Here is a 24,976-nt window from a genome sequence, read left to right on the forward strand (position 1 = left end):
GATAGAGGCGATTCAGCGCTACGTTTTGACTCACGACTTGCCGAGGACCTCCTTATGCGAAGCAATATCAAGCAGCGCCATCGCGGTTTTATTGTTTGCTTATTTGTTTTTTCAGGCATGAGTTTCTTTTCGCCACAGGGGTCTGCTCAAACCCAAAGCATGTTTCCGTCAGCGCAAGAAAGCGATCCGATCAAAATGGGTTGGATGCAGGGTTTCCCGCCCCCCCAGGACAAGCGCTTAAGCTTTGCCGAGGGTACGTTTTTCGAGTTTCCGGCCCTACGCTGGAGTGTGGTTCACATGCGTGAATTCATGCCCACCGTCAATGTGTCACGCGGGCTGGGCGCGCCGGTCCAGTTGCCTCAGCGTCTCGACCCTCGCATCGACGCGATCACCTTCCGCCCACTGAATGCCGCTAAAGACATGACGTGGGAAGAATCGCTGTGGCAGAACTACACCGATGGCATTCTGATCCTGCACCGCGGCCACATCGTTTACGAACGTTACTTTGGCGCGCTAACGCCCGACAAAGCACACGCCGCGATGTCAGTGACAAAGTCACTCACCGGCACACTGGGTGCCGTCCTGGTCGCCGAAGGCACGCTGGATGAAAACCGCCTGGTCACCGAGTACATTCCCGAACTCAAAGGCTCCGCGTTTGCCGACGCCACCGTGCGGCAGGTGCTGGACATGACCACCGCGCTGCAATTCAGCGAAGACTATGCGAACCCCAACGCAGAAATCTGGGCGTTCTCAGCGGCGGGCAACCCACTGCCCAAGCCCAAGGCTTATAGCGGGCCGATCGGCTATTACACCGCGCTGCAAACGATAAAAAAGGCAGATACCCACGGCGAAGCCTTCGGCTACAAAACCCCAAATGCTGACGCCTTGGGCTGGCTCATCGCCCGCGCCAGCGGCCAATCGGTGGACGAACTGCTGGCCGAGCGCGTGTGGAGCAAAATCGGCATGGAACAAGACAGTTACTATTCAGTGGACGAACTCGGTACGCCCTTCGCCGGCGGCGGCTTCAACGCCGGATTGCGCGACATGGCCCGCTTTGGCGAGTTGATTCGCAACAAAGGGCGCTGGCAAGGCGAACATGTTTTGCCTGTCCGCGCTCTCGAAGGTATTGCCGCCGGCGGCAGCAAAGCTGCGTTTGCAAAGTCGGGACATTCAGCACTGTCCAATTGGTCTTATCGGGATATGTGGTGGCATACCGGCAACGCGCATGGCGCTTTTACCGCGCGAGGTGTGCATGGACAAGCCATCTACATTGATCCCAAGGCCGAAATGGTCATTGTGCGTTTCGCCTCGCACCCCGTCGCCACCAACAGTGCCAACGATCCAACATCGTTGCCCGCCTATGAAGCGGTTGCACAGTATTTAATCGAAAGGAATGAAACCCCATGAGTCCAGAGAGATGTCGAACGGACTTTCTTTGCCTGCGCCGCCGCGCCGGCGTTGTTGACGAGAATGTGAAGCCCGCCGTATTCGACGACCGTGCGTTGCACCAGCGCGACTAAATCTTCGTCATGCAGCACGTTGCACTCCATCGCCAAGGCTTCACCGCCGCGGGCTGTAATCTCGTCGGCAACGTTTTGCGCGTCCGCGGCCCTCAAGTCGGCAATGACCACGGTGGCCCCGGAATCAGCCAGCATCCGGCAGCAAGCGGCGCCGATGCCATTGCCACCACCGGTTACGATGGCGACTTTGCCGTTCAAGTCGAAAAGGGCTGTAGGAACAATTCGAACGGCCATTTCAACTCAATGTGTTCAGTGCCTGGCGCCTGGCGCAACTGTGCGCACCGCACATGAAAAAGGCCGGCTATGGCTCAATCATCACTATGTCGTCGATGAGCTCGATCAACAAAAGTCCCGCCATCAGTGCCTACGCCGCCTCCAAAGCCGCCATCAATCACATGACAGCGAATCTGGCTCATGACTACGGCCCGGAAATTCGCATCAACGCGGTTGGCCCCGGCGCAGTCAGAACGGGGGCACTAGCTACCGTGCTCACCCCGGAAATCGAAACCCGCATGCTCGCACATACTCCGATCAAGCGCCTGGGTGAACCCGAAGACATTGCGGGGGCTGTTCTCTACTTTGCTGCCCCTGTATCGCAATGGGTCAGCGGACAGGTGTTGTTCGTCAACGGCGGAGGCGTGCAAACGCTGGATTAAGCTCGACAGGCAGCCACCTCAGTCCAAGAGGTAAAAAGCCCGTGAACGCCAAAGCGCTCACGGGCTTTTTCACACGTTGGAAAGGCTTACTGAGCAACACCCTCTTCCACCACAGCCTCATCGGCAACCGCATCATCAGCAAACAAACTGTTGACCACCGCGCCACCAACCATGCCGCCGACCACACCGCCCATTACACCGCCCATCATGCCGCCGCCGGCTGCCGGAGCAGCAGCGGGTGCAGCGGCCTGTGCAGGTGCGGCGGGACGTGCAGCAGCCGGCGCGGCGTTTTGTGCGTTGGGGGAAGAACCGTAGCGGCCGGCGGGTGCCTTGGCCGGGGCTTTGGCGGGTGCTTTCATCATTTTGCTGGAGCTGGAACGCTTGGCACGCGCTTCGGCGTCTTCAACCGGCACCAGGCCGCCCACCAGCAAACCAGCCAGAACCAGGCTCGGGAATTTCAGGTTTTTCAACGTACTCTCCTCGGATGGATAACCTTCCATGCTGATGCACGGAAACAGGCCGGCCTCGCTGGCCGGCCTTATTGCCGCCAAGCATATAGCAATCTTTTTAGAATCAAATAGTTACAGGGGCCGACTTTGTATCCGAATGCATGCCAGGCAAGCCCTGCCTTCTAAAGCTGAAAACGCTGCTGCACTGCCCCCAGCCAGCGCGAGACCACGGCCATTTCCTCCTCGCTGAACCCCTCGCTCAGGGTCTTGTTCAGCGGTGCCAGTTCCGCCAAAGCGCGGGTGGCGGCTGCGCGGCCGTTGTCGGTCAGCCACAGGCGGTTAATACGGCGGTCGAGGGTGTCGGTACGCCGTTCGATCAATCCCGCGCGCACCATGCGGTCGGCCAGGCCAGTCATCGCCGAGGGGGCGATGTCCAGCGCGGCGGCCAGTTCGCCACTCAGTGCACCGTCCTGTTTCTGCAGGATGAACAGCGCGCCGGCTTGCACAGCGCTGATGCCGGCACGGTTTTCGGTCTGCTGTTCGATATGCCGCTGCAGGCGTTTCTGGGCCAGGTTGAGCAGAAATATGTAACGGCGATCATGGCTCATACCGCTGCGCGCTCCGCGTGGTGGTGCAGCCAGGCGGTGACTTCCGGCCACAGGGTGTCGGCATGCCGGTCGCGAAAAAAGCCCATATGGCCGATGGCCTGGTTACGGCTGTGTTCGGGGCCGTATTGCCGGCGCTCCACTGCACAGCCGATTAAGTGACCGCTGACCAGATCGACCGCTTCGCTGGGGGCCCAGGGATCGTCATTAAAGCCAATCGACAACACCGGCATGCTCGGACGGCTGAAACGTTCGACGGCGTTCATGCGCGGGTCATCGAAGAAATAGCGCGGCAACGACGTCCAGCGGCTCCATTCCAGCATCACCTGACCCGGCAGGTCCTCGCCGATACCAAGTTTTTTGCCGGGCACATAACCCAGAGTGCGCGCGCACAACGGGCCGATGGCCTTGAGCATCGCGGTGACCCGGAGACGTTCGCCGAGCGGTGAGACAAAGCGCAGGCAGCCCGCGTGGGCGGTGATCATCACCGCCCCTTTCAACAGTTTGCTGCTCTCGCAAAGGCCGATGGCGTGCCCGCCAAAGCTATGACCCACCGCCAACAGCGGCAGGGTTGGATGCTGTTCAGCGGCCCAGCGGGTCACCGCCTCGACATCCTGATCCGCCCAGGTGCTGAAACCGGCCTGCACGTTTTTGGCCGCAGCGCCTTGCTGCATGCCTCGGTAGTTGTAGGTGACAGCATGGAAACCCTGGGCGGCGAGATGGCGAGCAAACGGGGCGTACAGGCGTTCGGTGACGGCCGTGGCGGGGTTGAGCAGGACCAGCCCCTTGGCGGCTGACTGACTGGCGTGCAGGGTGGCTTGCAAGGTAAAGCCGTCGGCACAGCGGATCGGATGAATTGTTGTTGTCATGGCGCGCTCGCAAGTTGATTCACATGTGAACCTTTTATTTAACATGCGAACTAATTTCCAACAAGCGCTGCTTGATGCCGTGTCAGAAAGGGGAATCAGTGGAGGAAAGAAACCTGGAGTGATACAGGGCGGGCATTGCACCCGCCCCGAGCGCGATTACGCCGGGTTGTTCACCGGGTTTTCCGGATACCAGACGTCCATCAGCGGGCTGACGGTGAACTCAGCCAGTTCGTCGCGGCCCCTGAGCCAGGCTTCGACCTGTGCGCGCTGTTCGGCGCTGACCGAGCCACGCTTGCCGAGGCAGACGAAACCGTAGTCTTCACCACCAACATAACCCAGACCATTGGAATCGACGGCTTCGACTAGGAAGGCGTCGAGGAAGTCGTTCAGTCGGTCGTCAGCGAGGTTTTCCTTGTAGGTCAGGGTGATTTCAAAACCCAGTTCCTGGAATTCGTCGACACAGAGCTTCTTGCGCAGGCGGCGGGAACGATTAGTAGCCATGGGTATTCCTCAGATAAATGTTGCGCGGCACTTTACCAGCTTCGCTCTCGCACCGCCCGCCTCTCTTGTCCGCCAACCAACCGTCGAGCGGCACCTCGCACCTCAAACTTTGTAGCCATACTGCTGACCAACCCATAACGGGCCAAGGAGAGGCCGCCCTCTTCATTTCCCTGCCCAAGGGACACACAACGATGAATAACCTGCTGCGTCCACTGACGCTCAGCGGTGTGCTGTTGTTTCTAGGACTGCCGCTGTGCGCTCCCTCGACAGCCGCAGGCGATGCCCTGCCGCGTACCGTACAAAAGGCGCTCAAGCACCATAAGTTGGAATCCCATGCACTGTCGCTGGCGGCCATTCCACTGAATGGCCCCGGTCAGACAACGGCCTACAACGCCGACGTGTCGGTCAATCCCGCCTCCACCATGAAGCTGGTGACCACTTATGCGGCGCTGGAGCTGCTTGGCCCGGCTCACCAATGGCAAACGGAATTTTATGCGGACGGGCCGATCCGTGAGGGCGTGCTCAACGGCAACCTGTACCTCAAGGGTGGCGGCGATCCCAAGCTGAACATGGAAAAGCTCTGGCTGTTGCTGCGCGACTTGCGCGCCCATGGCGTGCAGACGGTGTCTGGCGACCTGGTGCTGGATCGCAGCCATTTCGTCCAGCCGCAACTGCCGGAGTTCGACGATGACGGCGGCGATGAAACCCGGCCTTTTCTGGTGGCCCCGGACTCCCTGCTGATCAACCTCAACGCCCAGCGTTTCACCACGCGCAACGAGCTTGGCCGGGTGTACATCAGCACCGAACCGCCAATTGAAAGCGTGCGCATCGACAACCGGGTGCGGTCCCTGCCGGCCACCAAGACCTGTTCCGCCTGGCCCCAGGTGCACTACAAACCGATCCGCCAATCAGACGGCGTCACGGTGGTGGTCAGCGGCGAGTTGGCCCAAGGATGCGATCACCAGCACTACCTGTCCGTGCTCGACCATGCCAGCTATGCCGGCGGCGCGGTGCGCTCGATCTGGAAGGAACTGGGCGGCCAGATTCTCGGCAACGACCGCATCGACGCCGTCCCGGAAGACGCGCGCATGCTGGTGCGTGCCCAGTCGCCGGCCCTGACCGAGATCATTCGCGACATCAACAAGTACAGCAATAACACCATGGCCAAGCAGCTGTTCCTCAGCCTCGGTGCACAATTTCGCACCCCGGCCGATCCCGACGACGCCATGGCCGCGCAACGGGTGATCCGTCAATGGCTGGCGCGCAAGGGCATCAAGTCGTCGCACCTGGTGATGGAGAACGGTTCCGGCCTGTCGCGCGAGGAGCGCGTCAGCGCACGGGGCATGGCCCAACTGCTGCAAGATGCCTGGCGCAGCCCCTATGCGGCGGAATTCATTTCCTCGATGCCGCTGGCCGCCATGGACGGCACCATGCGCAAACGCCTACGCAGCACCAACGTGGCCGGCAAGGCGCACATCAAGACCGGCACCCTGAACAACGTGCGCGCCATCGCCGGCTACAGCCGCGACATCAACGGCAACACCTGGGCGGTGGTCGCCATCCTCAACCACCCGCGCCCCTACGGCGCCTCGGCGGTGCTTGATCAGGTACTGCTCGACCTTTACCAGCAACCAAAAAACCAGCGCAATACGGCCCATCGCTGATCACGCAGTGTGGGCGTTCGTTGTATCCGAGCTTTCGGTAAGAGGCTTTTGCCGGGCAGAGCGCAGCGATACCCGTCGCGTGGCTTCGACTGCTGATGGGTATCGGCGCGACGCCACCGGTTGAACTGTAAAGTCCTTTGCTTGCGCCCCAACCCTACGTTGTAGGTCAGGCCAAGCAGCCGCGGCGACAAACAGCAGAGCCTCAACCGCGCAATTCGTCGCAACGCCGCAGGTGTCGGCAGTCACGGTGCCAGGCGAATAAATTCGCCCCTACAACAGCCTGTAGCCTGAGCTTCCAGCACAGGCTCAGCCCAACCGCTGCGAGTCGCCGTCGTAACCAAACACTAAACTCCGAGCCTGGCACACCGGTAGGGGCGAATTCATTCGCCTGGCGCATTACCTTCAAGCGACGCAGCTACTGCGACGAACACCAGAAAGTCGCCCCATACAACGGCATGTGCCCCGCCGGATTACTCCTCCTCATCTTCCGGCGTTTCGAACAGTTCCGCCGCGCGCAGTAAGGCGGCGAGCAGCGCGTGGCGTTCCCATTCGGGCAGCGCCGCGAAGCGCTGCCGCACGTGGCCAGGTAATAACGAGGGGGCCTCGTCCAAAGCTGCGTAGCCGGGCGGTTCCAAGTGCAACCATTGCCGACGGCGATCCTGTTCGTCGCGGCGGCGTGTGATCAAGCCCCGGCTTTCCAGGCGATCCAGCACTCCCGACAAGCTGGCCGGCGACAAGCTGACGAAACGCGCCAGCTGGCTGGCAGTCAACTCTTTCTCCACAGCCAAAACTTGGAGGATCAGTAGCTGCAGAGGCGTTAGCCCGCCATAGCGGGAAAGTCGTTTGGCATGCACTTCACCGGCCTGCTGCAAGCGCCGCAGCGCGCGGAAGATCGACACGGCATAACTGTTATCAAGGGACTTATTAGTTTCAGTCATAAGTATTTAATCATTGTTACAACCCGTAAAAGCCTCAAAAAAACCAAAAACAACTTTGACATGAAAGCATATGTTTGTTTAGGTAAATAGGCTCATGCAGGTTCTTGAAAAGGCCGTTTGCAATACCGCGCCGTCTTTTTCAACAACTTGCTCGCCACAAACCCCCAACGGAGAACCGGTAAGGCTATGTGCGGAATTGCAGGAGAGCTACGTTTCGATCAACACCCGAGTGACCTGTCAGCGGTCGCCCGGATTACCCACCACCTTGCCCCACGCGGACCCGATGCGTGCGGCTTCCACAGCCAGGGGCCACTGGGCCTCGGCCACCGCCGGCTGAAGATCATGGACCTCGACGAGGCCTCCGGTCAGCCAATGATCGACCCGGCCCTGGGTCTGGCGATGGTTTTCAACGGCGCCATCTACAACTACCCCGAACTGCGCGCCGAGCTGGAACAGCTGGGTTATGCGTTCTTTTCCGGCGGCGACACCGAAGTTCTGCTCAAGGGCTATCACGCCTGGGGCGAGACGCTGCTGCCCAAGCTCAACGGCATGTTCGCCTTCGCCATCTGGGAGCGCGACCGTCAGCGCCTGTTTCTGGCCCGCGACCGCCTGGGCGTCAAGCCGTTGTACCTGTCGCGTACCGGCGAACGACTGCGTTTCGCCTCCAGCCTGCCGGCGCTGCTGCAGGGTGGCGATATCGATACGACCCTCAACCCCATCGCTCTCAACCATTACCTGAGCTTCCATGCTGTGGTGCCGGCGCCGCATACCCTGCTGCAAGGCATCGAGAAGCTGCCGCCGGCCACCTGGATGCGTATCGACGCCGAGGGGCGCACCGAGCAGCAGACCTGGTGGCAATTGGATTACGGCCCGCGTGCGGAAGAGCGTGATTTCGTCCTGGGCGATTGGCGCGACCGCGTGCTCGACAGCCTGCGTGATGCCGTGTCGATTCGTCAGCGTGCGGCGGTGGATGTCGGCGTGCTGCTCTCCGGCGGGGTGGATTCCAGCCTGCTGGTCGCCTTGCTGCGCGAGGCCGGTGTGGAACAGCTGTCGACCTTTTCCATCGGCTTTGCCGATGCCGGTGGCGAGCGCGGCGACGAGTTCATGTATTCGGACCTGATCGCCAAGCAGTACCACACCCGCCATCACCAGTTGCGCATCCACGAAGCGGAAATCCTCGAGCAGTTGCCGGCGGCGTTTCGCGCCATGAGCGAGCCGATGGTCAGTCACGACTGCATCGCGTTCTACCTGCTGTCGCGCGAAGTCGCCAAGCACTGCAAGGTGGTGCAGAGCGGCCAGGGCGCCGACGAACTGTTCGCCGGTTATCACTGGTACCCGCAGGTGGATGGGGCGGCCGACCCGCTGGACGCTTACCTGCGCGCCTTCCGTGACCGCGACTTTGCGGAATACGCCGAAACCGTACGGCCGGCCTGGGTCAGTCGGGATTTTTCCGCCGAACTGGTCAAGGCCCACTTCGCCCAGCCCGGTGCCGAAGCAGCCGTGGACAAGGCCTTGCGCCTGGACAGCACGGTGATGCTGGTGGACGACCCGGTCAAGCGCGTCGACAACATGACCATGGCCTGGGGTCTGGAGGCGCGCACGCCCTTCCTCGACTACCGGGTGGCGGAACTCTCGGCCCGCATCCCGGCACGTTTCAAACTGCCCGATGGTGGCAAATACGTGCTCAAGGAAGCCGCCCGCCAAGTCTTGCCCGCGCAGGTCATCGATCGCCCCAAAGGCTATTTCCCGGTGCCCGGCCTCAAGCATCTGCAAGGCGCGACCCTGGACTGGGTGCGCGACCTGCTGCTCGACCCCAGCCAGGATCGCGGCCTGTTCGAGCCGCAGATGCTCGATCGACTGCTCAGCGACCCGCAGGGGCAACTGACACCTTTGCGCGGCTCGAAACTCTGGCAGCTGGCAGCACTCAACCTATGGTTGAGCGAGCACAACTTGTAGGTATTGCGATGACTGTGGCAGCAACCGCTCGGCTTTCTGAGTCACCTGCAGGGTCGCGGTACGCGGCCCCGCACGACGGTTGTCTGCAGCGTCTTACATTAATCACGGGGCGCCCCTGCGCACCGTGCTGGCCGGTCCAATAAAAAAATCGCCGGCCCGATGAGGAATCTGTCATGCAAAAATCTCAGGCCTATGGCCAGCGCCTGCTCCGTGGCCAGGCACCATCCTATGAGCGTCTGCAGGCGCGCCTGGCCGAGGATGGCCAGCAGGAAACCGCTGAGCCCTTGGTGCTGCAATGCGGCTGGGGCCGCCTGCTGATCGGTCATACCTTTCCCGACGCTAAAAGCCTCGCTGAAGAATTACTCGCTGAGCAACCGGGCGAGCGCGATATCGCCCTGTACGTCGCCGCGCCTCAGCAGGTGCTGTCCTACGCCCCGCAACAATTGTTTCTCGACCCTTCCGACACCCTGCGCCTGTGGTTTTCCGATTACCGTCCGGCACGGCGCACCTTTCGCGGGTTCAATATTCGTCGTGTGCAAAGCCCGGCCGATTGGCAGTCGGTGAACCGGCTGTACCTGTCGCGCAGCATGCTGCAGGTCGACCCGGAAAAGCTCACCCCGCGCGCTGAAGGTGGGCCGGTCTACTGGCTGGCCGAGGACAGCGACAGCGGCCAGGCACTGGGCACCGTCATGGGCCTCAATCACCAGGAAGCGTTCCACGATCCCGAACATGGCAGCAGCCTGTGGTGCCTGGCGGTCGACCCCCAGTGCCAACGCCCCGGCGTGGGCGAGGCGTTGGTGCGCCATTTGGTCGAGCATTACCAATCGCGCGGCCTGACCTACCTGGACCTGTCCGTGTTGCACGACAACAAACAGGCCAAGGCGCTGTACGCCAAGCTCGGTTTTCGCAATCTGCCCACCTTCGCCGTTAAATGCCGCAACAGCATCAACCAGCCGCTGTTCCTCGGCCCGGGTCCGCAAGCGGGGCTCAATCCCTACGCCAAGATCATCGTCGACGAAGCCCTGCGCCGCGGCATTGACGTGCAGGTAGACGACCCGGTGACCGGCCTGTGCACCCTCAGCCACGGCGGCCGGCGCATCCGCTGCCGCGAGTCGCTGTCCGACCTGACCAGCGCGGTGAGCATGACTCTCTGCCAGGACAAACAGCTGACCCATCAATGCCTGCAACGCATCGGCCTGAGCCTGCCCGCCCAGCAACTGGCCGGCAGCGCCGAAGACAATGCCGCGTTTCTGGCCGAGCACGGCCGCATCGTGGTCAAGCCGGTGGATGGCGAGCAGGGCCAGGGCGTGGCGGTGGACCTGCGCAACCCCGAGCAGGTCGAAAAGGCGATTGCCGCCGCCCGCCAGTTCGACAGCTGCGTGCTGCTGGAAAGTTTTCACGAAGGCCAAGACCTGCGCATCCTGGTGATCGGGTTCGAGGTGGTCGCCGCCGCCGTTCGCCACCCCGCCGAAGTGATCGGCGACGGCCGGCACCGCATCGGCGAACTGATCGAAACCCAGAGTCGCCGCCGTCAGGCCGCGACCCATGGCGAAAGCCGCATTCCCCTAGACGAGGAAACCCGGCGCACCCTGGCCGATGCCGGCTATGACTACGACAGCGTACTGCCCGCCGGCGAGCGCCTGGCCGTGCGCCGTACCGCCAACCTGCACACCGGTGGCAGCCTGGAAGACGTTACCGCCACGCTGCACCCCGAACTGGCGGCCGCCGCCGTGCGCGCGGCCCGCGCGCTGGATATTCCGGTGGTGGGCCTGGACTTGCTGGTGAAGGCCGCCGACCAGCCGGACTACGTGTTCATCGAAGCCAACGAGCGCGCCGGCCTGGCCAACCATGAACCGCAGCCCACCGCCGAACGCTTTATTGACCTGCTGTTTCCACTCAGCCAGCCGCAGCTCCCGTAGTGATCTCTGAATTCGGAGTTTCCATGCCCCATCGAGTACCCGAACCCGACCTCGCCTACCTGCGCCAGACCCTGCTGGAAATGCTCGCCATTCCCAGCCCAACGGGCTTTACCGACACCATCGTGCGCTATGTGGCCGAACGCCTGGAAGAACTGGACATCCCCTTCGAGCTGACCCGGCGCGGCACCATTCGCGGCACCCTCAAAGGCCAGCGCAACAGCCCGGACCGCGCCGTCTCCGCGCACTTGGACACCATCGGTGCCAGCGTGCGCGAGATCCACGAAAACGGGCGCCTGGGCCTGTCACCGGTCGGCTGCTGGTCGAGCCGCTTCGCCGAGGGCAGCCGGGTCAGCGTGTTCACCGACACCGGCGTGGTGCGCGGCAGCGTGCTGCCGTTGCTGGCGTCCGGGCATGCCTTCAATACCGAAGTGGATAAACTGCCGGTGAGTTGGGACCACATCGAGCTGCGTCTCGATGCGCTGATTCACAGTCGAGCCGATGTACAGGCGCTGGGGGTGAATATCGGTGATGTCGTGGCCTTCGATCCCTTGCCGGAATTCAGTGAAAGCGGCCATATCAGTGCTCGCCACCTGGATGACAAGGCCGGCGTCGCCGCGCTGCTCACCGCACTCAAGGCCATTGTCGACAGCGGCGTGGCACTGCCCATCGATTGTCATCCCCTGTTCACCATCACCGAGGAAACCGGCTCCGGCGCCGCCGCCGCGCTGCCCTGGGATGTCAGCGAATTCGTCGGCATCGACATCGCGCCCGTTGCAGACGGCCAGGCCTCCAGCGAACAGGCCGTCACCGTGGCCATGCAGGATTCCGGCGGGCCTTATGACTATCACCTGACCCGCCACCTGCTGCGACTGGCCGAGCAGCAGGACCTTCCCGTGCGACGAGACCTGTTCCGCTATTACCACAGCGATGCGCAATCGGCGATCACCGCCGGCCACGACACGCGCACCGCTCTGCTCGCCTTCGGCTGCGATGCCACCCACGGCTATGAGCGCACCCACCGGGACAGCCTGATAGCCTTGACCCGCCTGATTACCGCCTACCTTCTCAGCCCGCCCGTGTTCGCCAGCGACGCCAAGCCGTCGCAAGACTCGCTGGAGCCCTTCAGTCATCAGCTGGAACACGACGCGCAAATGGAACCTGAAACCCGTGTACCGGCGGTGGACAGCGTGATCACCACTTGCAAGCCGGAGAAGACTCAGTAACCCAACCGTCACCTCCGTGCCCGTACCGCCTCTCCCATGGGGCGGTATTCTGGGTTCTGTCGGCCATGCGCTCTGCTAGCATGGCGCGGCATTCTGGAGAGCCCCATGCTGATACCCCACGACCTGCTCGAAGCCGAAACCCTGACCCGCCTGCTGGAAGATTTCGTGACCCGCGAAGGCACCGACAATGGCGATGAAACCCCGCTGGAGACCCGCGTAGCCCGCGCTCGCCACGCCCTGGAAAAAGGCCGCGCCCTGATCGTCTTCGACCCCGAAAGCCAACAGTGCATGCTGATGCTCAAGGAGCAGGTGCCCAAGGAGTTGTTGGAAGAGTAAGGGGCTAGCAATGCGTACGCACTAACCCGTAGGAGCGGCTTGCTCGCGATCAGTCGTAGGGTGGATGTCGTTTTTACATCCACCATGGCTCCGCCCGGTGGATCGATGAAGCGCGATCCACCCTACGGTTCAACACTACCACGGGCGCTTTCCAAGCTCGCGATGCACCGGCCACTACAGCCGCAGGCTGCTCTCATGCTCCCAGGCGCAGCGCATGCGCAGTTCGCCTTCATGAGGGCTGTGCAGGCCATTGTCGGTTTCCCAGCGGAAGGTGTGGCTGCCGTTGAGCTCGGTTTCCAGGTGCACGACCGCGCTGGACCAGTACAGGCGCTTGAGCAACGCCTCGAACTGCTTGACCCACAGGTTCCATTCGTACTGAACGCCGGGATAACTGGCGCCGAAATGGATCACCGGCGTGAGATAACGCCCGGCACCGGGCAGCTCACAGCAGGAAAACATCTCACGACCTAGAAAGCTCCACAGTCCTTCCGGCAAGTCGTCCAGCACCTGCAGGTTATGCGCGTGCTGCTCCCCGCCCTCACGCGGATCACTGGCCGCCCAGCCGCGTATGCAGCCATAGACGATAGATTCGGATTCCACGCGCGCGCTCCCTGAAAGACTGGCCATCTTCTATCACAGCCTGAGAGGGAAAAAAACGCTGGCCGCTGCTTAGCGCCGTGGTCGCATCAGCAATGCCAAGAAGATCATCGACAGCGCAAACAGACTCAGCAACGCGAACGGCCATTGCCAGGTGCCGCCGTAATCGCGCACCAGGCCGGTCAGGCTTGGCGTCACGCACGCCATGCAGTAACCCGCGCACAGCATCATCGCCGTCCAGCGGCTGACCTCAAGCGGTGACTGCACCTCATACATGGGCAGGATCAAGGCCAGGGCGAAGGAGCCGGTCAGCCCCATGCCCAGGGTGATGGCCCACACTTCCGGCCACAGTTGGGGCGCCACAGTAATCATGATCAGACTGGTGCTGGCCAGCATTGCCGACACGCACAGCAGCAGTTGCCGGCTGATACGCTGGGCCAGCCAGGGCACCAGGAAAGAGCAGGGTAACCCGATCAGCATGAACAGGCTGAACAGTGCGTTGCTGCGCAGCTCACCCAGTCCGGCCTCCTGATAGCGGGCCACCAGCCAGGTAGCCAGGGAATAGAACAGCCCCGCCTGCAGGGCAAAAAACACCGTAATCAGCCACGCACGCGGCTCGCGCCACGGCAGGCCCTTAGCGACACCCACCGGTTCCGAACGGTTTGGCAGGCGCAGCCAGAACACCAAGGCGAGCAAAGCCGGCAAGGCCCAGGCAGCCAGCCCCAATGTCCAGTTGCCATTAAACGTTTGCACCACCGGCAAGGTCAGCACCGCACCACCGGCACCTCCCAGCGCCATACTCAAGGAGTACCAGCCGATTGCACCACCCATGCCCGTAGTGAAATGCCGCTTGATGAAACCCGACATCAGCGGACCCGCCACGGCAATGCCGGCACCGAGCAGCACGGCGCTGCCGATCAACAGTGCCGCAACCTGCCCCGCCAGGCGCAACAGCAGCGCCACGCCAATCAATGCCAGACATACGGCGATGGTGCGTTCCAGCCCGAAGCGCTGTGCCAAGCGCGGCGCCACAGGCGCCAGCAAGCCCATACACAACACCGGCAAGGCCGTGGTGAGACTGATCAACCCGCGACTCAGGGCCAGTTCATCGGCGATGCGTTCGATCAGAGGAGCGAGTGACGTGATGCCTGGGCGCAGGTTGATGGCCGCAAGTACCAGCGCCACCAGCAAGGTAAGGCGGGAGGCTGGATTCACCGGAAAAGTCCACGAGATGTACAGCTCGCCACCCTACCCCAGCCTCCCCTGAGCGAACAAGCGGGCTGGCTAGCCCTGACTGACTTCCTCGCGTTCGCCATCCTCGTTGCGCGTACGCGGAATCTCGCCCTCGTCAGCGCCGGGCAGATCCTCGACGTTCACGTTGGCCCGATCGACCCCGCTGGGAATGTCCTTTTCAGTGATGGCGATGTCCGGGTCGTCAGGCAGGACTTCCGGCTCGTCGGCATCCTCCAGTGGCTGTCCGGTTTCCGGGCCGCGCTCAACGTCCTCGTTGTCGCGGTCGCCTCCCTGACCCCGAATATCGAATTGCGGCAGAACGCTCATAAGCACCTCGCAGATTCCCAAGGGTTGGATCTCACCTGCTTTGAGGGTTTGCCCGGCCAGTCGTTCGCTACGTTATGGAGCTTCAGTCAACGATGGAAATCAGCCGCGCGCCTTGGCGCGCATTTTCTCGGTCATGGTGATCATTTCGTCATAGATTGCCTGCGGATTCTGTTGCTTGACCTTCCAGGCGAAGCGGCCCAGTTCATGGGGCAGGATCATGAACGTGCCTTGGGCAACGTGCCGGTAGATGTATTCGGCAATCTCCGCCGCGCTGATGGGCGAGCTTTCCAGCAGTCTGCCGACCTGGGCCTTCATCTTCGGATCGGGACCGCGAAAGGAATCCAGCAGGTTGGTCTGGAAAAACGACGGGCAGACCACGTGCACGTCGATGCTCAGCGGCTTGAGTTCCACCAATAGACTCTCCGACAACGCCACCACGCCAGCTTTGGCGACGTTGTAATTGCTCATTGCCGGCGCCTGCATCAAGGCGGCCATGGACGCGATATTGATAATTCGTCCCTGGCTGCGCTCCAGCAACGGCAGGAACGCTTTGCAGCCTTTGACCACACCCATCAGGTTGATCGACAGCTGCCAGTCCCAATCCTCCAGGCTCAGCTCGGCGAAGAAGCCGCCGGAGGCCACGCCGGCATTGTTGACCAACACATCAATGCCGCCGAGCCGCGCCTCGCACACCTCGGCGAAGGCCGTCAGCTGACTGTAGTCGCGCACATCGCAGCGCTGCACAAAGCCGTCGCCGCCCGCTTCGCGTACCAAGGCCAAGGTCTCTTCAAGACCGGCCTGATTGACATCACCCAGCGCCAATTGCCAGCCCTCACGGGCCCAGCGCAGTGCAATTTCACGGCCCAGACCGGAGCCCGCGCCGGTGATCATCATGCGGTTGTTCATTGCGCTCGCCTTTTGTTGTTGTGGGTCGATGCCCAAGTGTAACCAGACGCCTGCGTGGCGCCTGCACCATCAGAGCGCTGAATGGCCCCGGCAAACCCGCGGCAGAGAGCGGCCATATTGATCGTCCAGGACTTTTATCCATTGCCATGGTCGGAATAAACGAGGCGAGTGAGGATTTCCTGCCCGCCCTCATCGTTTCCCGCAGCCGTCTGAGCGGGCCTCGTACCAAGACCTTACTGAGGGAGCTCGACCATGAGCGTCAGCACCATTCTGATCATCATCCTGATCCTGCTGTTGATCGGCGGCTTGCCCGTCTTCCCCCACTCGCGCAGCTGGGGTTACGGCCCCTCGGGCATCATCGGCGCGGTACTGGTTGTCCTGCTGGTGCTCGTGCTACTGGGCATGATCTAGCGACGGCAAGTTAAGTCGAGCCCCCGCGTGCGCTCAAGCATTGCTTGGAGCGCTCGCGGTTAGCGCACTGAGGAGTGTTTTAGCGATGGGTGAAACCTACTTGTTCGTAACACCGCTTTGGGAGATCGTCGCCCGCGGGACCACGGTCTATTTCACCATCGCACTGGTGTTCCGGCTGATACCCAAGCGGCAGGCAGGAACCATTGCACCCAACGACATGATTGCCCTGGTCATCATCGGCAGCCTGGCCGCCGACGCCATAACAGGGGAAGCCCACACGCTGCTGGACCTTCTCCTGATGATTGCGGTCATCGTCCTGTGGGACTACCTGTTCAACCTGGCGGAGTACTACTTCCCCCGGTTTCGCGGCATCGCGCAGGACTCCCCGACACTGCTGATTCACCACGGCGTGCTCCTGCGGGAAAACCTGCGCAAAGAAAAACTGACCGAGCAGGAGCTGACCGCCAACCTTCGCAAGCAAGGCATTGCCGACATCGCCCATGTGAAACAGGCCATCCTGGAAGTCGATGGGCAAAATCAGTGTCGTGCAGAACGACTGAGGTCGCGGTGATTGCCGTGCACACGCGGCGCCGATTAACTGTCGATAGGGAGTCGTCAGGTATGTGAAACCGCTTCTCACTCCCGATCAGCGTTACATCGTCGTCCGCGGACGGCTCTGGCGCACCGCTAACCCGAATCTCTCGCCGGAGCGACACCTGCAGCTTGTTCGCGCACTCATGGATGAGCGTCGTGCAGTAAAGGCTGCCAAACGAAGCGGGGATTCCCACGCTCTCGCCAGGGCAAGAGCAGCCGTCGACCACGTCAAGATTGCCCTGGGTGAGCGTGGCCCGGTCTGGTGGACCGACGGCGCCAAGGACTTCAATCGCCATCTGGCCAAGAACACCCCGTATGCGGACTGGTACGCATCGGTCGTGAAGAGCTAGCCACAGTGTGGGTACCTACCCAGCGTTTGAGCCGCTAGCTTACCTATCGCAAGACTTCGTAGATTGCGAAGCGCTACTGTCCTGCGCGTTTAAAGTTACCGTACCTAGAAAATAACCCATTAAGAAATCGTTTGCTTTTAGCCAGCTACATAACCAAACGATTTTTTTCAAGGAAGATCGTGTGAGCTCTCACCACATTGCCCAACTCAACATTGCCAAACTGCTGGCACCAATTGATTCACCGCCACTGTCAGAATTCGTAGACAACCTGGACAGGATCAACGCACTGGCGGATGAAGCACCGGGTTTTGTCTGGCGCTTGCAAACCGAGGAAGGAGACGCCACCGGCATCGACTTCTTCGGTGCTGATTACATCGTCAACCTGTCAGTGTGGCGCTCCATAGAAGCCCTGAACACTTACGTTTACCACTCTGCACACGTGGAGATCTTGCGCCGCAAGAAGGAGTGGTTTCAAAAAATGCATGAAGCGCACATGGTGCTGTGGTGGGTGCCGGCCGGCCACATTCCATCCATTGAGGAAGCCGCGCAAAAGTTGAGTCTTTTACGGGCCAACGGACCTGCGCAAGAAGCATTTACCTACAAGAAATCATTTTCTGCGCCTGGACAGATATGTGAGGTCGCGATGAATTCGTAGGCGGCCTCGCCCGTAGCGATGAGATAAGCATACGCAGTTTCAGCACCCCCCGCGCTTCAAGCCAGTGATAAGGTTCGCGGTTCGATTCAAAAAGAACCCTGTCGATGTACAAAAAGGGAGCAAGCGTGTCCGCAACCAACCACTCCGTCCCAGGGCGGGAAATCTCATGGTTTGTCTTTGGCCTGATGGCCAGTGTCACCTTCGTCGGCCTTTTATCTGAGCTGGTGCCGTCCGGACTTTTGCCGCAAATGAGCGAAGGCCTGGGCGTCTCCGAACCCCAGGTCGGCTTCCTGGTCGGTGTCTACGCGCTGGCTTCTGCCCTGTGCGCCATTCCGCTGGTCAGCGCAACCCTGGCGGTCAACCGCAAGCAACTGCTACTGGTGCTGCTGATCGGCTTCGCCGTCTCTAATATCATCGTCGCGCTGGCGTCTTCCTACTCGGTCATCATTGCCAGCCGCATCGTCGGCGGTATTTGTGCGGGTGTGATGTGGCCAATGATCGCCGCCTACGGCACGCGCCTGGTACCCGAGAACATGCACGGCAAGGCCATCACAGTGATCATGTCGGGCAATACCCTGGGCATCAGCATCGGCCTGCCCGTCATGACGATGATCGGCATCGCGTTCGGCTGGCGGAGCGCATTCATGGTCCTGGGGCTGAGCGTCGCCGCCATCGCCGTGCTGGCGTATTTTCACCTGCCCGCGGTGGAAGGCGAAAAGCTCAGCAAGGCCAACTCGCCCCTGGCAGTGCTGAAACAGCCTTCGATTCTGATCGTGCTGCTGCTGACCTTCCTCGGGGTCACCGCCCACTACGGCATCTACACCTACATCACGTTACTGGTGGAAATGTTCGACTTCGCAGGCGGCATCGAGCTGGCCCTGTTGATCTTCGGCATCGGCTCGGTCATTTCCGTCATCGTGTCCGCGAAAATCATCGATGCGTATCTGCGCCCGCTGATCGTGTCCGTGCTCGCCGGCGGCGGCATCTCCATGGCCCTGTTCCTCATCTTCCAAGGGTCAGCCGGCATCTCGCATGTGGCGTTTTTCCTCTGGGGTCTGGCGTTTGGCCCACTGGTGACGATGTATCAGACCGCTGTCAGCAAGCAGATCGAGAAAGCCAAGGACGTGGCCACCTCGGTGCAGTCGAGCGTGTTCAACTTCTCGATCATGATCGCCACCTGGGTTGGCGGCATTCTCTTGACTCGCTTTCCGGAGGCCGGCATCAACGGCATCGTCTACCTGTCCCTGATTTGTTTTGTCCTGGCCGCCCTGCTTGCGCTGGTGGCCAAGCGCACCTTGCGCTCTTCCTGAGGGTTGCTGTCACCTTCAAGCACAGGACGCCATTCGGTTGAGCTCGACTGTGCAGGAAGTCATCAATCGAGACTCACGCCTGGCCTAAACGCAAAACAGCACCCACAGGTGCTGTTTTGCGTAGAGCAGAAGCTTCAGCCTGCCATGCGCTTGAGCGTGTCGTCCTTCTTGACGAAGTGGTGGAACAGCGCAGCCGTAATGTGACCCAGTACTAGGGCGACGAACAACCAGGCCAGCGGCGAATGGAGGCTACCCAGGCTGATCATCCAGCCGGTTTCCACGCCGGTCTTGGCGGCCAGTTGCATGCCAAACACCTTAAGCCCATAGCCGTTGCCGAGCATTAGCAGAATGCCGGTGATCGGCATCAGCAGCATGCTCGCGTACAGCAGACCATGACCGGCCTTGACAAGCAGCGCGGTCGGCCCGACATGCTGCGGGCGTTGTTGCCGTTGACCCAGCGCCCAGAGCAGGCGCAGCACAATCAACACCAGCAGCACGGCCCCGATGGAAATATGCCAGGGTACGAGGGTCTGGCCGATCCAGTGTTCGCCGTCGCTGATGCGGTCGCCCAGTTTGAGAAACTGCCACACGATCAGCAGGGCCATCGCCCAATGCAGAAGGCGGGTCATACCGCCATAACGATGTGCTGAGTCATTCATGAGTGATTTTCCTGATAGTGATGCGGAATCAAGACGCCTGCCGATTCCAGGTAAATTCGGGCAGCGGTACGGCAGCCATGCGTTGCAAGTGATCGCCGACCACTGTTTGCAGGCGCAGGATCTGCTCATCCTCAGCAGCTTGCAAACGCACCTGCAGTCCACCCTCCTGCGCCTTGAGCAGGCAATGCCCCAGGCTGAGTTCAATCTCCCCCTGTTGCTCGTCGAAGCTGACCGGAAACTTGTGACTCCAGTGCTTGCACAGCCGCCTGATCAATCGTTGCGGATTGTCCGTGACGATCTGAGCAGTAGAAACCAACATGATGAACCTCCTGTGAATCAGCCCCACCGGCTAGTGCGCGGCGAGGATAATGATGGGTCAGGCAATGCTTTCGACGATACCGCCTTCGACCCGCAAGGCAGCACCGGTGGTGGCACTGGCCTGAGGGGACGCTGCGTAGACGCACAGGTTGGCCACTTCCTCGGGCGTGGCGAAGCGGCGAATCAGGCTCGACGGGCGATTTTCGGCGAGGAACAACGCCTCCATCTCCGTTGCGCTCACTCCGCGTTCCTGGGTCATTTTGCCGATAAAGGCGACAGCCCCCTCCGTCCGGGTCGGCCCCGGCAGGACGGTATTGACGGTCACGCCGCTGCCGGCCAGCACCTTGGCCAGGCCACGGGAGAGGCCTTGCAGGGCCGCCTTGCTAACGCCGTAGTGGACCATTTCACCGGGAATATTCAGGGCGGACTCGCTGGAGATGAACTGAATCCGTCCCCAGCCGCGCGCTTGCATGCCCGGCGCATAGTGACGGGCCAGACGCACGCCGCTCATTACGTTGACCTGGAAGATTTCTTCCCAGTCCGCATCGCTGATGTCCAAGAACGGCTTCACCGCATAAATGCCCAGGTTGTTGATCAGGATATCGGCCTGAGGTTCAGCCTCGATCAGTGCCTGGCAACCGGCAGCCGTGCCCAGATCGGCCACCACGCCACGGGCCAGCGCACCGGCTTGCGTGCCCCGCAGCGCGGCTAATGTGGCATCGACGCGTTCTTGGTGGCGACCGCTGATGACCACGGTAGCGCCGGCATCCGCCAGCCCCTTGGCGACGGCCAGGCCAATGCCGCCGGTAGAGCCGGTGACGATGGCGGTTTTGCCGGAAAGGTTAATGATCATGGGAAAGTCCTCTAGAGAGTGAGCAGGCCGTTTTTTAGGCGGCCTGCTAGCCGAAACGGAAAGCCGACAGCGTGGTTTCCATCACTCGGTCGGTAAAGATGCGCTGGCCAGCGTCCTCACCCGCCGCGCCGGCCGCCAGCATCAGCGGCAACAGGTGCTCCTCGGCGCGCGGCGGATGGCACAGACGGGCCGAAGGTGCCTGGGCCCAGTTGGCCAGGGCGTGTTCGCGTTGTTGCGGTGCAGATTGGACAGCCTCTACCAGCCAGGCGTCGAACTCATCGGAAATCGGCCCGAAACGCGGGTCGCCGTAACCACGCATGTTGTGGAAGCTCATGCCGCTGCCAACGATCAACACGCCTTCGTCGCGCAGCGAGGCCAGTGCGCGACCGGCATCCAGGTGCGCCTGTGGGTCCAGGTCATGGCGCAAAGACAGTTGCACCACCGGAATTTCGGCGTCGGGGAACATCAGTTTCAGCGGAATAAACATGCCGTGGTCATACCCACGCGTGGGATTCTGTTCGGCCGGCAGGTGCGCCTCACCGAGCAGTTCAGTAATGCGCGCCGCCAGTTGCGGTTCGCCGGGAGACGGATAGCGCAGCTCGTAGGTGTGCTCTGGAAAGCCGTAGTAGTCGTAGATCAGCTCCGGTTGCGGGCCGCTGGTCACGCTGAATGCCGGCTCCAGCCAATGGCCCGAAACCAACACGATGGCCGTGGGGCGAGCCGGCAGACTCGACGCCACGTTTTTCAAAAAGTCGCCCATCTTGTTCCAGGCGGTGGGCGGGTTCCAGTCCATGAAGAAGCAGGGGCCCGCGCCATGGGGCACGAACAGGGTGGGCATACGGGTATTGCTGATAGCACTCATGCTGAACTCTCCGCACGGTTTAATTGAATGCAGTAAGTATCGCTTGAATCATTTACATTGATAATCCGCCCAATACAGCTTTCACTTCCTACTACTAGTGAGAAATCAAATGCTTGATCGCGTCACGGGCATGCGCGTTTTCGTGCGCGCCGTCAGCGCTGGCAGCCTCTCCGCGGCGGGCCGGCAAATGGGCATGTCGCCGGCCATGGCTACCAAGCATATGGACGCTCTGGAGACGCATCTGGGTGTCAAGCTGCTGCACCGCACCACGCGCCGCCTGAGCCTGACCGAAGCGGGCAGTGATTATCTGGAAGCTTGCCTGCGCATCCTGCCGGAAATCGATGAAGCCGAAGCCAGCGCCGCGTCGCAACGGGTCGATGCCCGCGGGTTGCTGCGCATGAACATCCCGCTGTCATTCGGCAGCCGCTTCATCGCCCCACTGCTACCGGCGTTCAGCCACAAACATCCGGCACTGAAGATCGAGCTGGGGCTGACCGACAGCGTCGTCGACCTGCTTGATGGCGGCTGGGACCTGGCGATCCGCATCGGCCGGCTGGCCGACAGTCCGCTGCAGGCGCGCAAGCTCGGCGATTGTGCGGAGATGGTCTGTGCGGCCCCAAGCTATCTCGATCAGCGCGGCATCCCCCGGCGGGTGGCGGAGCTGGCCCAGCACAATTGCCTGGGCTACACCCTGTCGTCCTGGGGCGGGGGCAAGGAATGGGCATTCGGCCGCGACGGCAGTGTGCGCGTGGCGATCCATGGCGATCTTGCTGCCAACAATGGCGATGCCCTGCTGGCCGCTGCCGTGGGTGGTCAAGGCCTGATCTACCAACCGGACTTCATCGTCTCGGAGGCGCTCAAACGCGGTGAGCTGGTTGCCCTTGAACTCGATCATCCCACCTATTCACTGGGTGGGATTTATGCGGTCTACCCGCAGGAGCGTCGCCCGCCGGCCAAGGTGCGGGTGATGATCGACTACCTGGCCGAGGCGTTTGCGAATAATCCGTTGTGGCAAAGCGTTTAGTTTTCAGCCGGCTGGATACATAACCCGAACCAACCTTGCCAAACGAAAAAGGCAGCCTGAAGGCTGCCTTTTCGTGTTACACGATCACTTAGTGATCAACTGCACCGCTGCGACCGATACCGGTCTGGCTGCGAACCGTGAGGGCATCGAACGCATCACGCTCTTTGTCAGCACGGGCGGACTTATCGGTAACCGAGAAGAACCAGATCGCGAAGAAGGCCAGCGGGATGGAGAAGATACCCGGGTTCGGGAACGGCACGATGGCTTCGGCGTTGCCAAACACGTCGACCCATACGGTCTTGCTCAGCAACACCCACAGGGTGGCGATGAACAGGCCGAAGAAGCCGCCGATGGTCGCACCACGGGTGGTGCAGCCGCGCCAGGAAATGGACAACACCAGCACCGGGAAGTTGGCGCTCGCCGCGATGGCGAAGGCCAGACCCACCATGAACGCCACGTTCTGGTTCTCGAAGACGATACCCAGCAGGATGGCCAGGACGCCCAGCACCAGGGTGGAGATCTTGGAGATACGCATTTCCTGCTGCTCGGTCGCACGACCGCGAGCAATCACGTTGGCATACAGGTCGTGGGCGATGGCGGCGGCGCCAGCCAGGGCCAGACCGGCGACCACGGCCACGATGGTGGCGAAGGTCACAGCAGCCAGGAAGCCCAGCAGCAGGCTGCCACCCACGGCGTTGGACAGGTGTACCGCCGCCATGTTGGTGCCACCGATCAAGTCTTTCAGCATATCGAAGCTGCCGTCGGCACCGACGTTGAAGAACTCCGGATGACGAACCAGCAGGGCAATCGCGCCGAAGCCGATGATGAAGGTCAGGACGTAGAAGTAGCCGATGAAGCTGCTCGCCCAGATCACGGATTTACGGGCTTCCTTGGCGCTGGACACGGTGAAGAAGCGCATCAGGATGTGCGGCAGACCAGCAGTACCGAAGGCCAGGGCCAGACCCAGGGACAGCGCGTTGAGCGGGTTGCTGCTCACGGCGTCGCCCGGCGCCATCAGTTTTTCAGCGTATGGGTGCACATTGACCGCTTCGGCCAGTAGGGCATCCGGGCTGAAACCGAACTGATACAGCACCAATATGGACAGCAAGGTACCGCCGGCCAGCATCAGGATCGCCTTGATGATCTGTACCCAGGTGGTGGCCGTCATGCCGCCAAAAAACACGTAAATCATCATCAGCGCGCCGATGATCACCACGGAAACTTTGTATTCGAGACCGAACAGCAGCACGATCAGCTTACCGGCACCCACCATCTGGGCAATCAGGTACAGCGCGATGATGGTCAGCGAGGCACTGGCCGCCAGTACACGCATGGGCGTTTGCTCGAGGCGAAACGCTGTCACGTCGGCGAAGTTGAAGCGACCCAGGTTACGCAGGCGCTCAGCCACCAGGAACATTACGACCGGCCAACCAAACAGGAAGCCGATGGCGTAGATCACCCCGTAATAACCGGAGACGTACACCAGCCCCGCAATGCCCAGAAACGAGGCTGCGGAAATATAGTCACCGGCAATCGCCAGACCGTTCTGGAAACCGGTAATGCCACCACCCGCGGTGTAGAAGTCGGAGGTGGTCTGCGTTTTACGCGCGGCCCACCAGGTGATGACCATGGTCCCGGCAATAAACACCAGGAACATAACGATGGCGCTGGTATTGGCGCCATGGCCGTTCGCGGCAAATGCGGCCGGCGAGGCGAACGACAACAGCAACGCGCTGAGCAAGAACTTTTTCATTGCACGTCCCTCACAATCGCGTCGAGCAACGGATCAAACACCTTGTTGGAGAAATAGGTATACAAGGCGATCAGGAACACCGCGCTGCAGACCACCATCAAGCCAACGAACAAGCCCACACTCATCGTCCAATTCGCGCCCAGAGGCTCAGCGAATACCTCGGGCAGATAAGCCATGGTCAGGATAAAGCCTGAATAAATAATCAGGGTCACAGCGAAAAACGCCATGCTCACGTTGGTGCGCCGCCGCACCAGTTCCTGATATTTAGGGTGCTTGAGCACCTCCGCTACTACGTCTTTCACTTGTTACTCTCCTTTACTACACGTTGCGCTCAACCACACCTTGACTCAGCAACAAGTGTGGCTGGCAGCTTTTTTTTACTTGTAAGGCGCGATTCAACGTTGATTGACTCTTTCCCTGCCCAGTAGTCGGCTCCTGAAGAACCAACCCCGACATACCAGCTCCCTGATATGAAGCCTCTGGTATCG

General features: G+C 61.2%; 29 protein-coding genes. 13 read left to right on the top strand and 16 right to left on the bottom strand.

The genetic code is table 11. The annotated features are described in order from the left end of the window. Nucleotides 1-117 precede the first annotated feature (117 nt). On the top strand, nucleotides 118-1,407 hold the full coding sequence (locus tag ACTV8E_RS18275; RefSeq protein ID WP_443200473.1) for a serine hydrolase domain-containing protein: 1,290 nt from the start codon (nucleotides 118-120) through the stop codon (nucleotides 1,405-1,407). On the opposite strand, the gene ACTV8E_RS18280 is transcribed toward ACTV8E_RS18275, so the two are convergent. Continuing rightward, entirely contained in the window at nucleotides 1,359-1,754 is a 396-nt protein-coding gene (locus tag ACTV8E_RS18280; protein WP_443200412.1) for an SDR family NAD(P)-dependent oxidoreductase, read from the bottom strand. The two genes, ACTV8E_RS18275 and ACTV8E_RS18280, sit on opposite strands and share 49 nt — an antisense overlap. A gap of 11 nt (nucleotides 1,755-1,765) precedes the next feature. Between ACTV8E_RS18280 and ACTV8E_RS18285 the strand changes: the two genes are divergently transcribed. Beyond that, complete coding sequence (locus tag ACTV8E_RS18285) at nucleotides 1,766-2,176, top strand: SDR family oxidoreductase (protein WP_443200413.1); 411 nt, start codon at nucleotides 1,766-1,768, stop codon at nucleotides 2,174-2,176. Nucleotides 2,177-2,262: 86 nt separating this feature from the next. Here ACTV8E_RS18285 and ACTV8E_RS18290 read toward each other — a convergent pair whose 3' ends face one another. From ACTV8E_RS18290 to ACTV8E_RS18305, 4 genes are all read right to left on the bottom strand, one after another. Beyond that, nucleotides 2,263-2,646: a hypothetical protein gene (locus ACTV8E_RS18290; RefSeq protein WP_443200414.1), complete on the bottom strand. Its 384-nt coding sequence runs from the start codon at nucleotides 2,644-2,646 to the stop codon at nucleotides 2,263-2,265. A 161-nt stretch (nucleotides 2,647-2,807) separates the two neighbouring features. After that, complete coding sequence (locus ACTV8E_RS18295; protein ID WP_443200415.1) at nucleotides 2,808-3,233, bottom strand: MarR family winged helix-turn-helix transcriptional regulator; 426 nt, start codon at nucleotides 3,231-3,233, stop codon at nucleotides 2,808-2,810. Beyond that, on the bottom strand, nucleotides 3,230-4,099 hold the full coding sequence (locus tag ACTV8E_RS18300; protein WP_443200416.1) for an alpha/beta hydrolase family protein: 870 nt from the start codon (nucleotides 4,097-4,099) through the stop codon (nucleotides 3,230-3,232). The genes ACTV8E_RS18295 and ACTV8E_RS18300 overlap by 4 nt, the downstream gene beginning before the upstream one ends. A 156-nt stretch (nucleotides 4,100-4,255) precedes the next feature. Continuing rightward, entirely contained in the window at nucleotides 4,256-4,600 is a 345-nt protein-coding gene (locus ACTV8E_RS18305) for a YggL family protein (protein WP_443200417.1), read from the bottom strand. Nucleotides 4,601-4,791: 191 nt separating this feature from the next. Between ACTV8E_RS18305 and dacB the strand changes: the two genes are divergently transcribed. Then, nucleotides 4,792-6,264 (top strand): D-alanyl-D-alanine carboxypeptidase/D-alanyl-D-alanine endopeptidase, encoded by a 1,473-nt coding sequence (gene dacB, locus ACTV8E_RS18310; protein ID WP_273534917.1) that lies wholly within the window; start codon nucleotides 4,792-4,794, stop codon nucleotides 6,262-6,264. A gap of 470 nt (nucleotides 6,265-6,734) precedes the next feature. Here the strand turns inward: dacB and ACTV8E_RS18315 are convergent, their stop codons facing one another. After that, nucleotides 6,735-7,202, bottom strand: coding sequence for a MarR family winged helix-turn-helix transcriptional regulator (locus ACTV8E_RS18315; RefSeq protein WP_273534916.1), 468 nt, complete (start codon nucleotides 7,200-7,202; stop codon nucleotides 6,735-6,737). A gap of 186 nt (nucleotides 7,203-7,388) precedes the next feature. Here ACTV8E_RS18315 and ACTV8E_RS18320 point away from each other — a divergent pair, with 186 nt between their 5' ends. The 4 genes from ACTV8E_RS18320 to ACTV8E_RS18335 all read left to right on the top strand — a co-directional run bounded on the left by ACTV8E_RS18320 (nucleotide 7,389) and on the right by ACTV8E_RS18335 (nucleotide 12,636). Next, a complete protein-coding gene (locus ACTV8E_RS18320; RefSeq protein ID WP_443200418.1) occupies nucleotides 7,389-9,158 on the top strand; it encodes an N-acetylglutaminylglutamine amidotransferase in 1,770 nt (589 codons plus the stop codon). A gap of 173 nt (nucleotides 9,159-9,331) precedes the next feature. Next, nucleotides 9,332-11,077 carry an N-acetylglutaminylglutamine synthetase gene (gene ngg, locus ACTV8E_RS18325; RefSeq protein WP_443200419.1) on the top strand — a complete coding sequence of 582 codons (1,746 nt, stop codon included), beginning with the start codon at nucleotides 9,332-9,334 and terminating at the stop codon, nucleotides 11,075-11,077. 23 nt (nucleotides 11,078-11,100) lie between these two features. Continuing rightward, the gene (locus tag ACTV8E_RS18330) at nucleotides 11,101-12,300 is read left to right on the top strand and encodes an osmoprotectant NAGGN system M42 family peptidase (protein ID WP_443200420.1); all 1,200 of its coding nucleotides are present in this window, start codon (nucleotides 11,101-11,103) and stop codon (nucleotides 12,298-12,300) included. Between the two features lie 105 nt (nucleotides 12,301-12,405). Further along, complete coding sequence (locus tag ACTV8E_RS18335) at nucleotides 12,406-12,636, top strand: YheU family protein (protein ID WP_443200421.1); 231 nt, start codon at nucleotides 12,406-12,408, stop codon at nucleotides 12,634-12,636. A gap of 174 nt (nucleotides 12,637-12,810) precedes the next feature. Here ACTV8E_RS18335 and ACTV8E_RS18340 read toward each other — a convergent pair whose 3' ends face one another. From ACTV8E_RS18340 to ACTV8E_RS18355, 4 genes are all read right to left on the bottom strand, one after another. Next, a complete protein-coding gene (locus ACTV8E_RS18340; RefSeq protein WP_443200422.1) occupies nucleotides 12,811-13,236 on the bottom strand; it encodes a hypothetical protein in 426 nt (141 codons plus the stop codon). 69 nt (nucleotides 13,237-13,305) lie between these two features. Continuing rightward, nucleotides 13,306-14,448 (bottom strand): MFS transporter, encoded by a 1,143-nt coding sequence (locus ACTV8E_RS18345; protein WP_443200423.1) that lies wholly within the window; start codon nucleotides 14,446-14,448, stop codon nucleotides 13,306-13,308. 69 nt (nucleotides 14,449-14,517) lie between these two features. Then, on the bottom strand, nucleotides 14,518-14,793 hold the full coding sequence (locus tag ACTV8E_RS18350) for a hypothetical protein (RefSeq protein WP_273534909.1): 276 nt from the start codon (nucleotides 14,791-14,793) through the stop codon (nucleotides 14,518-14,520). A 99-nt stretch (nucleotides 14,794-14,892) separates the two neighbouring features. Further along, entirely contained in the window at nucleotides 14,893-15,699 is an 807-nt protein-coding gene (locus ACTV8E_RS18355; protein ID WP_251836348.1) for an SDR family oxidoreductase, read from the bottom strand. A 252-nt stretch (nucleotides 15,700-15,951) separates the two neighbouring features. Between ACTV8E_RS18355 and ACTV8E_RS18360 the strand changes: the two genes are divergently transcribed. The 5 genes from ACTV8E_RS18360 (at nucleotide 15,952) to ACTV8E_RS18380 (ending at nucleotide 19,019) form a co-directional block, all read left to right on the top strand. Further along, entirely contained in the window at nucleotides 15,952-16,110 is a 159-nt protein-coding gene (locus ACTV8E_RS18360) for a DUF3309 family protein (RefSeq protein ID WP_251836349.1), read from the top strand. A gap of 85 nt (nucleotides 16,111-16,195) precedes the next feature. Next, nucleotides 16,196-16,681 (top strand): DUF421 domain-containing protein, encoded by a 486-nt coding sequence (locus ACTV8E_RS18365; protein ID WP_443200424.1) that lies wholly within the window; start codon nucleotides 16,196-16,198, stop codon nucleotides 16,679-16,681. A 52-nt stretch (nucleotides 16,682-16,733) separates the two neighbouring features. After that, nucleotides 16,734-17,054: a hypothetical protein gene (locus ACTV8E_RS18370; RefSeq protein ID WP_443200425.1), complete on the top strand. Its 321-nt coding sequence runs from the start codon at nucleotides 16,734-16,736 to the stop codon at nucleotides 17,052-17,054. A gap of 181 nt (nucleotides 17,055-17,235) precedes the next feature. Beyond that, nucleotides 17,236-17,709, top strand: a complete 474-nt coding sequence (locus ACTV8E_RS18375) for a DUF3291 domain-containing protein (RefSeq protein WP_443200426.1) — start codon at nucleotides 17,236-17,238, stop codon at nucleotides 17,707-17,709. 125 nt (nucleotides 17,710-17,834) lie between these two features. Beyond that, complete coding sequence (locus tag ACTV8E_RS18380; RefSeq protein WP_443200427.1) at nucleotides 17,835-19,019, top strand: MFS transporter; 1,185 nt, start codon at nucleotides 17,835-17,837, stop codon at nucleotides 19,017-19,019. A gap of 134 nt (nucleotides 19,020-19,153) precedes the next feature. Here ACTV8E_RS18380 and ACTV8E_RS18385 read toward each other — a convergent pair whose 3' ends face one another. Genes ACTV8E_RS18385 through ACTV8E_RS18400 form a run of 4 tightly spaced genes read right to left on the bottom strand, consistent with a single transcriptional unit; the run spans nucleotide 19,154 to nucleotide 21,711 of the window. Beyond that, on the bottom strand, nucleotides 19,154-19,678 hold the full coding sequence (locus tag ACTV8E_RS18385; protein ID WP_251836354.1) for a cytochrome b: 525 nt from the start codon (nucleotides 19,676-19,678) through the stop codon (nucleotides 19,154-19,156). Nucleotides 19,679-19,706: 28 nt separating this feature from the next. Beyond that, a complete protein-coding gene (locus ACTV8E_RS18390) occupies nucleotides 19,707-19,997 on the bottom strand; it encodes a DUF2218 domain-containing protein (RefSeq protein ID WP_251836355.1) in 291 nt (96 codons plus the stop codon). A 57-nt stretch (nucleotides 19,998-20,054) separates the two neighbouring features. Then, nucleotides 20,055-20,849 carry an SDR family NAD(P)-dependent oxidoreductase gene (locus tag ACTV8E_RS18395; protein WP_443200428.1) on the bottom strand — a complete coding sequence of 265 codons (795 nt, stop codon included), beginning with the start codon at nucleotides 20,847-20,849 and terminating at the stop codon, nucleotides 20,055-20,057. A 46-nt stretch (nucleotides 20,850-20,895) separates the two neighbouring features. After that, on the bottom strand, nucleotides 20,896-21,711 hold the full coding sequence (locus ACTV8E_RS18400; protein WP_251836357.1) for a DODA-type extradiol aromatic ring-opening family dioxygenase: 816 nt from the start codon (nucleotides 21,709-21,711) through the stop codon (nucleotides 20,896-20,898). 109 nt (nucleotides 21,712-21,820) lie between these two features. Here ACTV8E_RS18400 and ACTV8E_RS18405 point away from each other — a divergent pair, with 109 nt between their 5' ends. Then, on the top strand, nucleotides 21,821-22,735 hold the full coding sequence (locus tag ACTV8E_RS18405; RefSeq protein WP_251836358.1) for a LysR family transcriptional regulator: 915 nt from the start codon (nucleotides 21,821-21,823) through the stop codon (nucleotides 22,733-22,735). 88 nt (nucleotides 22,736-22,823) lie between these two features. On the opposite strand, the gene actP is transcribed toward ACTV8E_RS18405, so the two are convergent. Next, nucleotides 22,824-24,488 (bottom strand): cation/acetate symporter ActP, encoded by a 1,665-nt coding sequence (actP, locus tag ACTV8E_RS18410; protein ID WP_443200429.1) that lies wholly within the window; start codon nucleotides 24,486-24,488, stop codon nucleotides 22,824-22,826. Beyond that, the gene (locus ACTV8E_RS18415; RefSeq protein ID WP_443200430.1) at nucleotides 24,485-24,790 is read right to left on the bottom strand and encodes a DUF485 domain-containing protein; all 306 of its coding nucleotides are present in this window, start codon (nucleotides 24,788-24,790) and stop codon (nucleotides 24,485-24,487) included. The genes actP and ACTV8E_RS18415 overlap by 4 nt, the downstream gene beginning before the upstream one ends. Nucleotides 24,791-24,976: the final 186 nt, after the last annotated feature.

The sequence above is a fragment of the Pseudomonas sp. B392_1p genome, assembly GCF_052245235.1.
Lineage (GTDB): Bacteria > Pseudomonadota > Gammaproteobacteria > Pseudomonadales > Pseudomonadaceae > Serpens > Serpens gallinarum.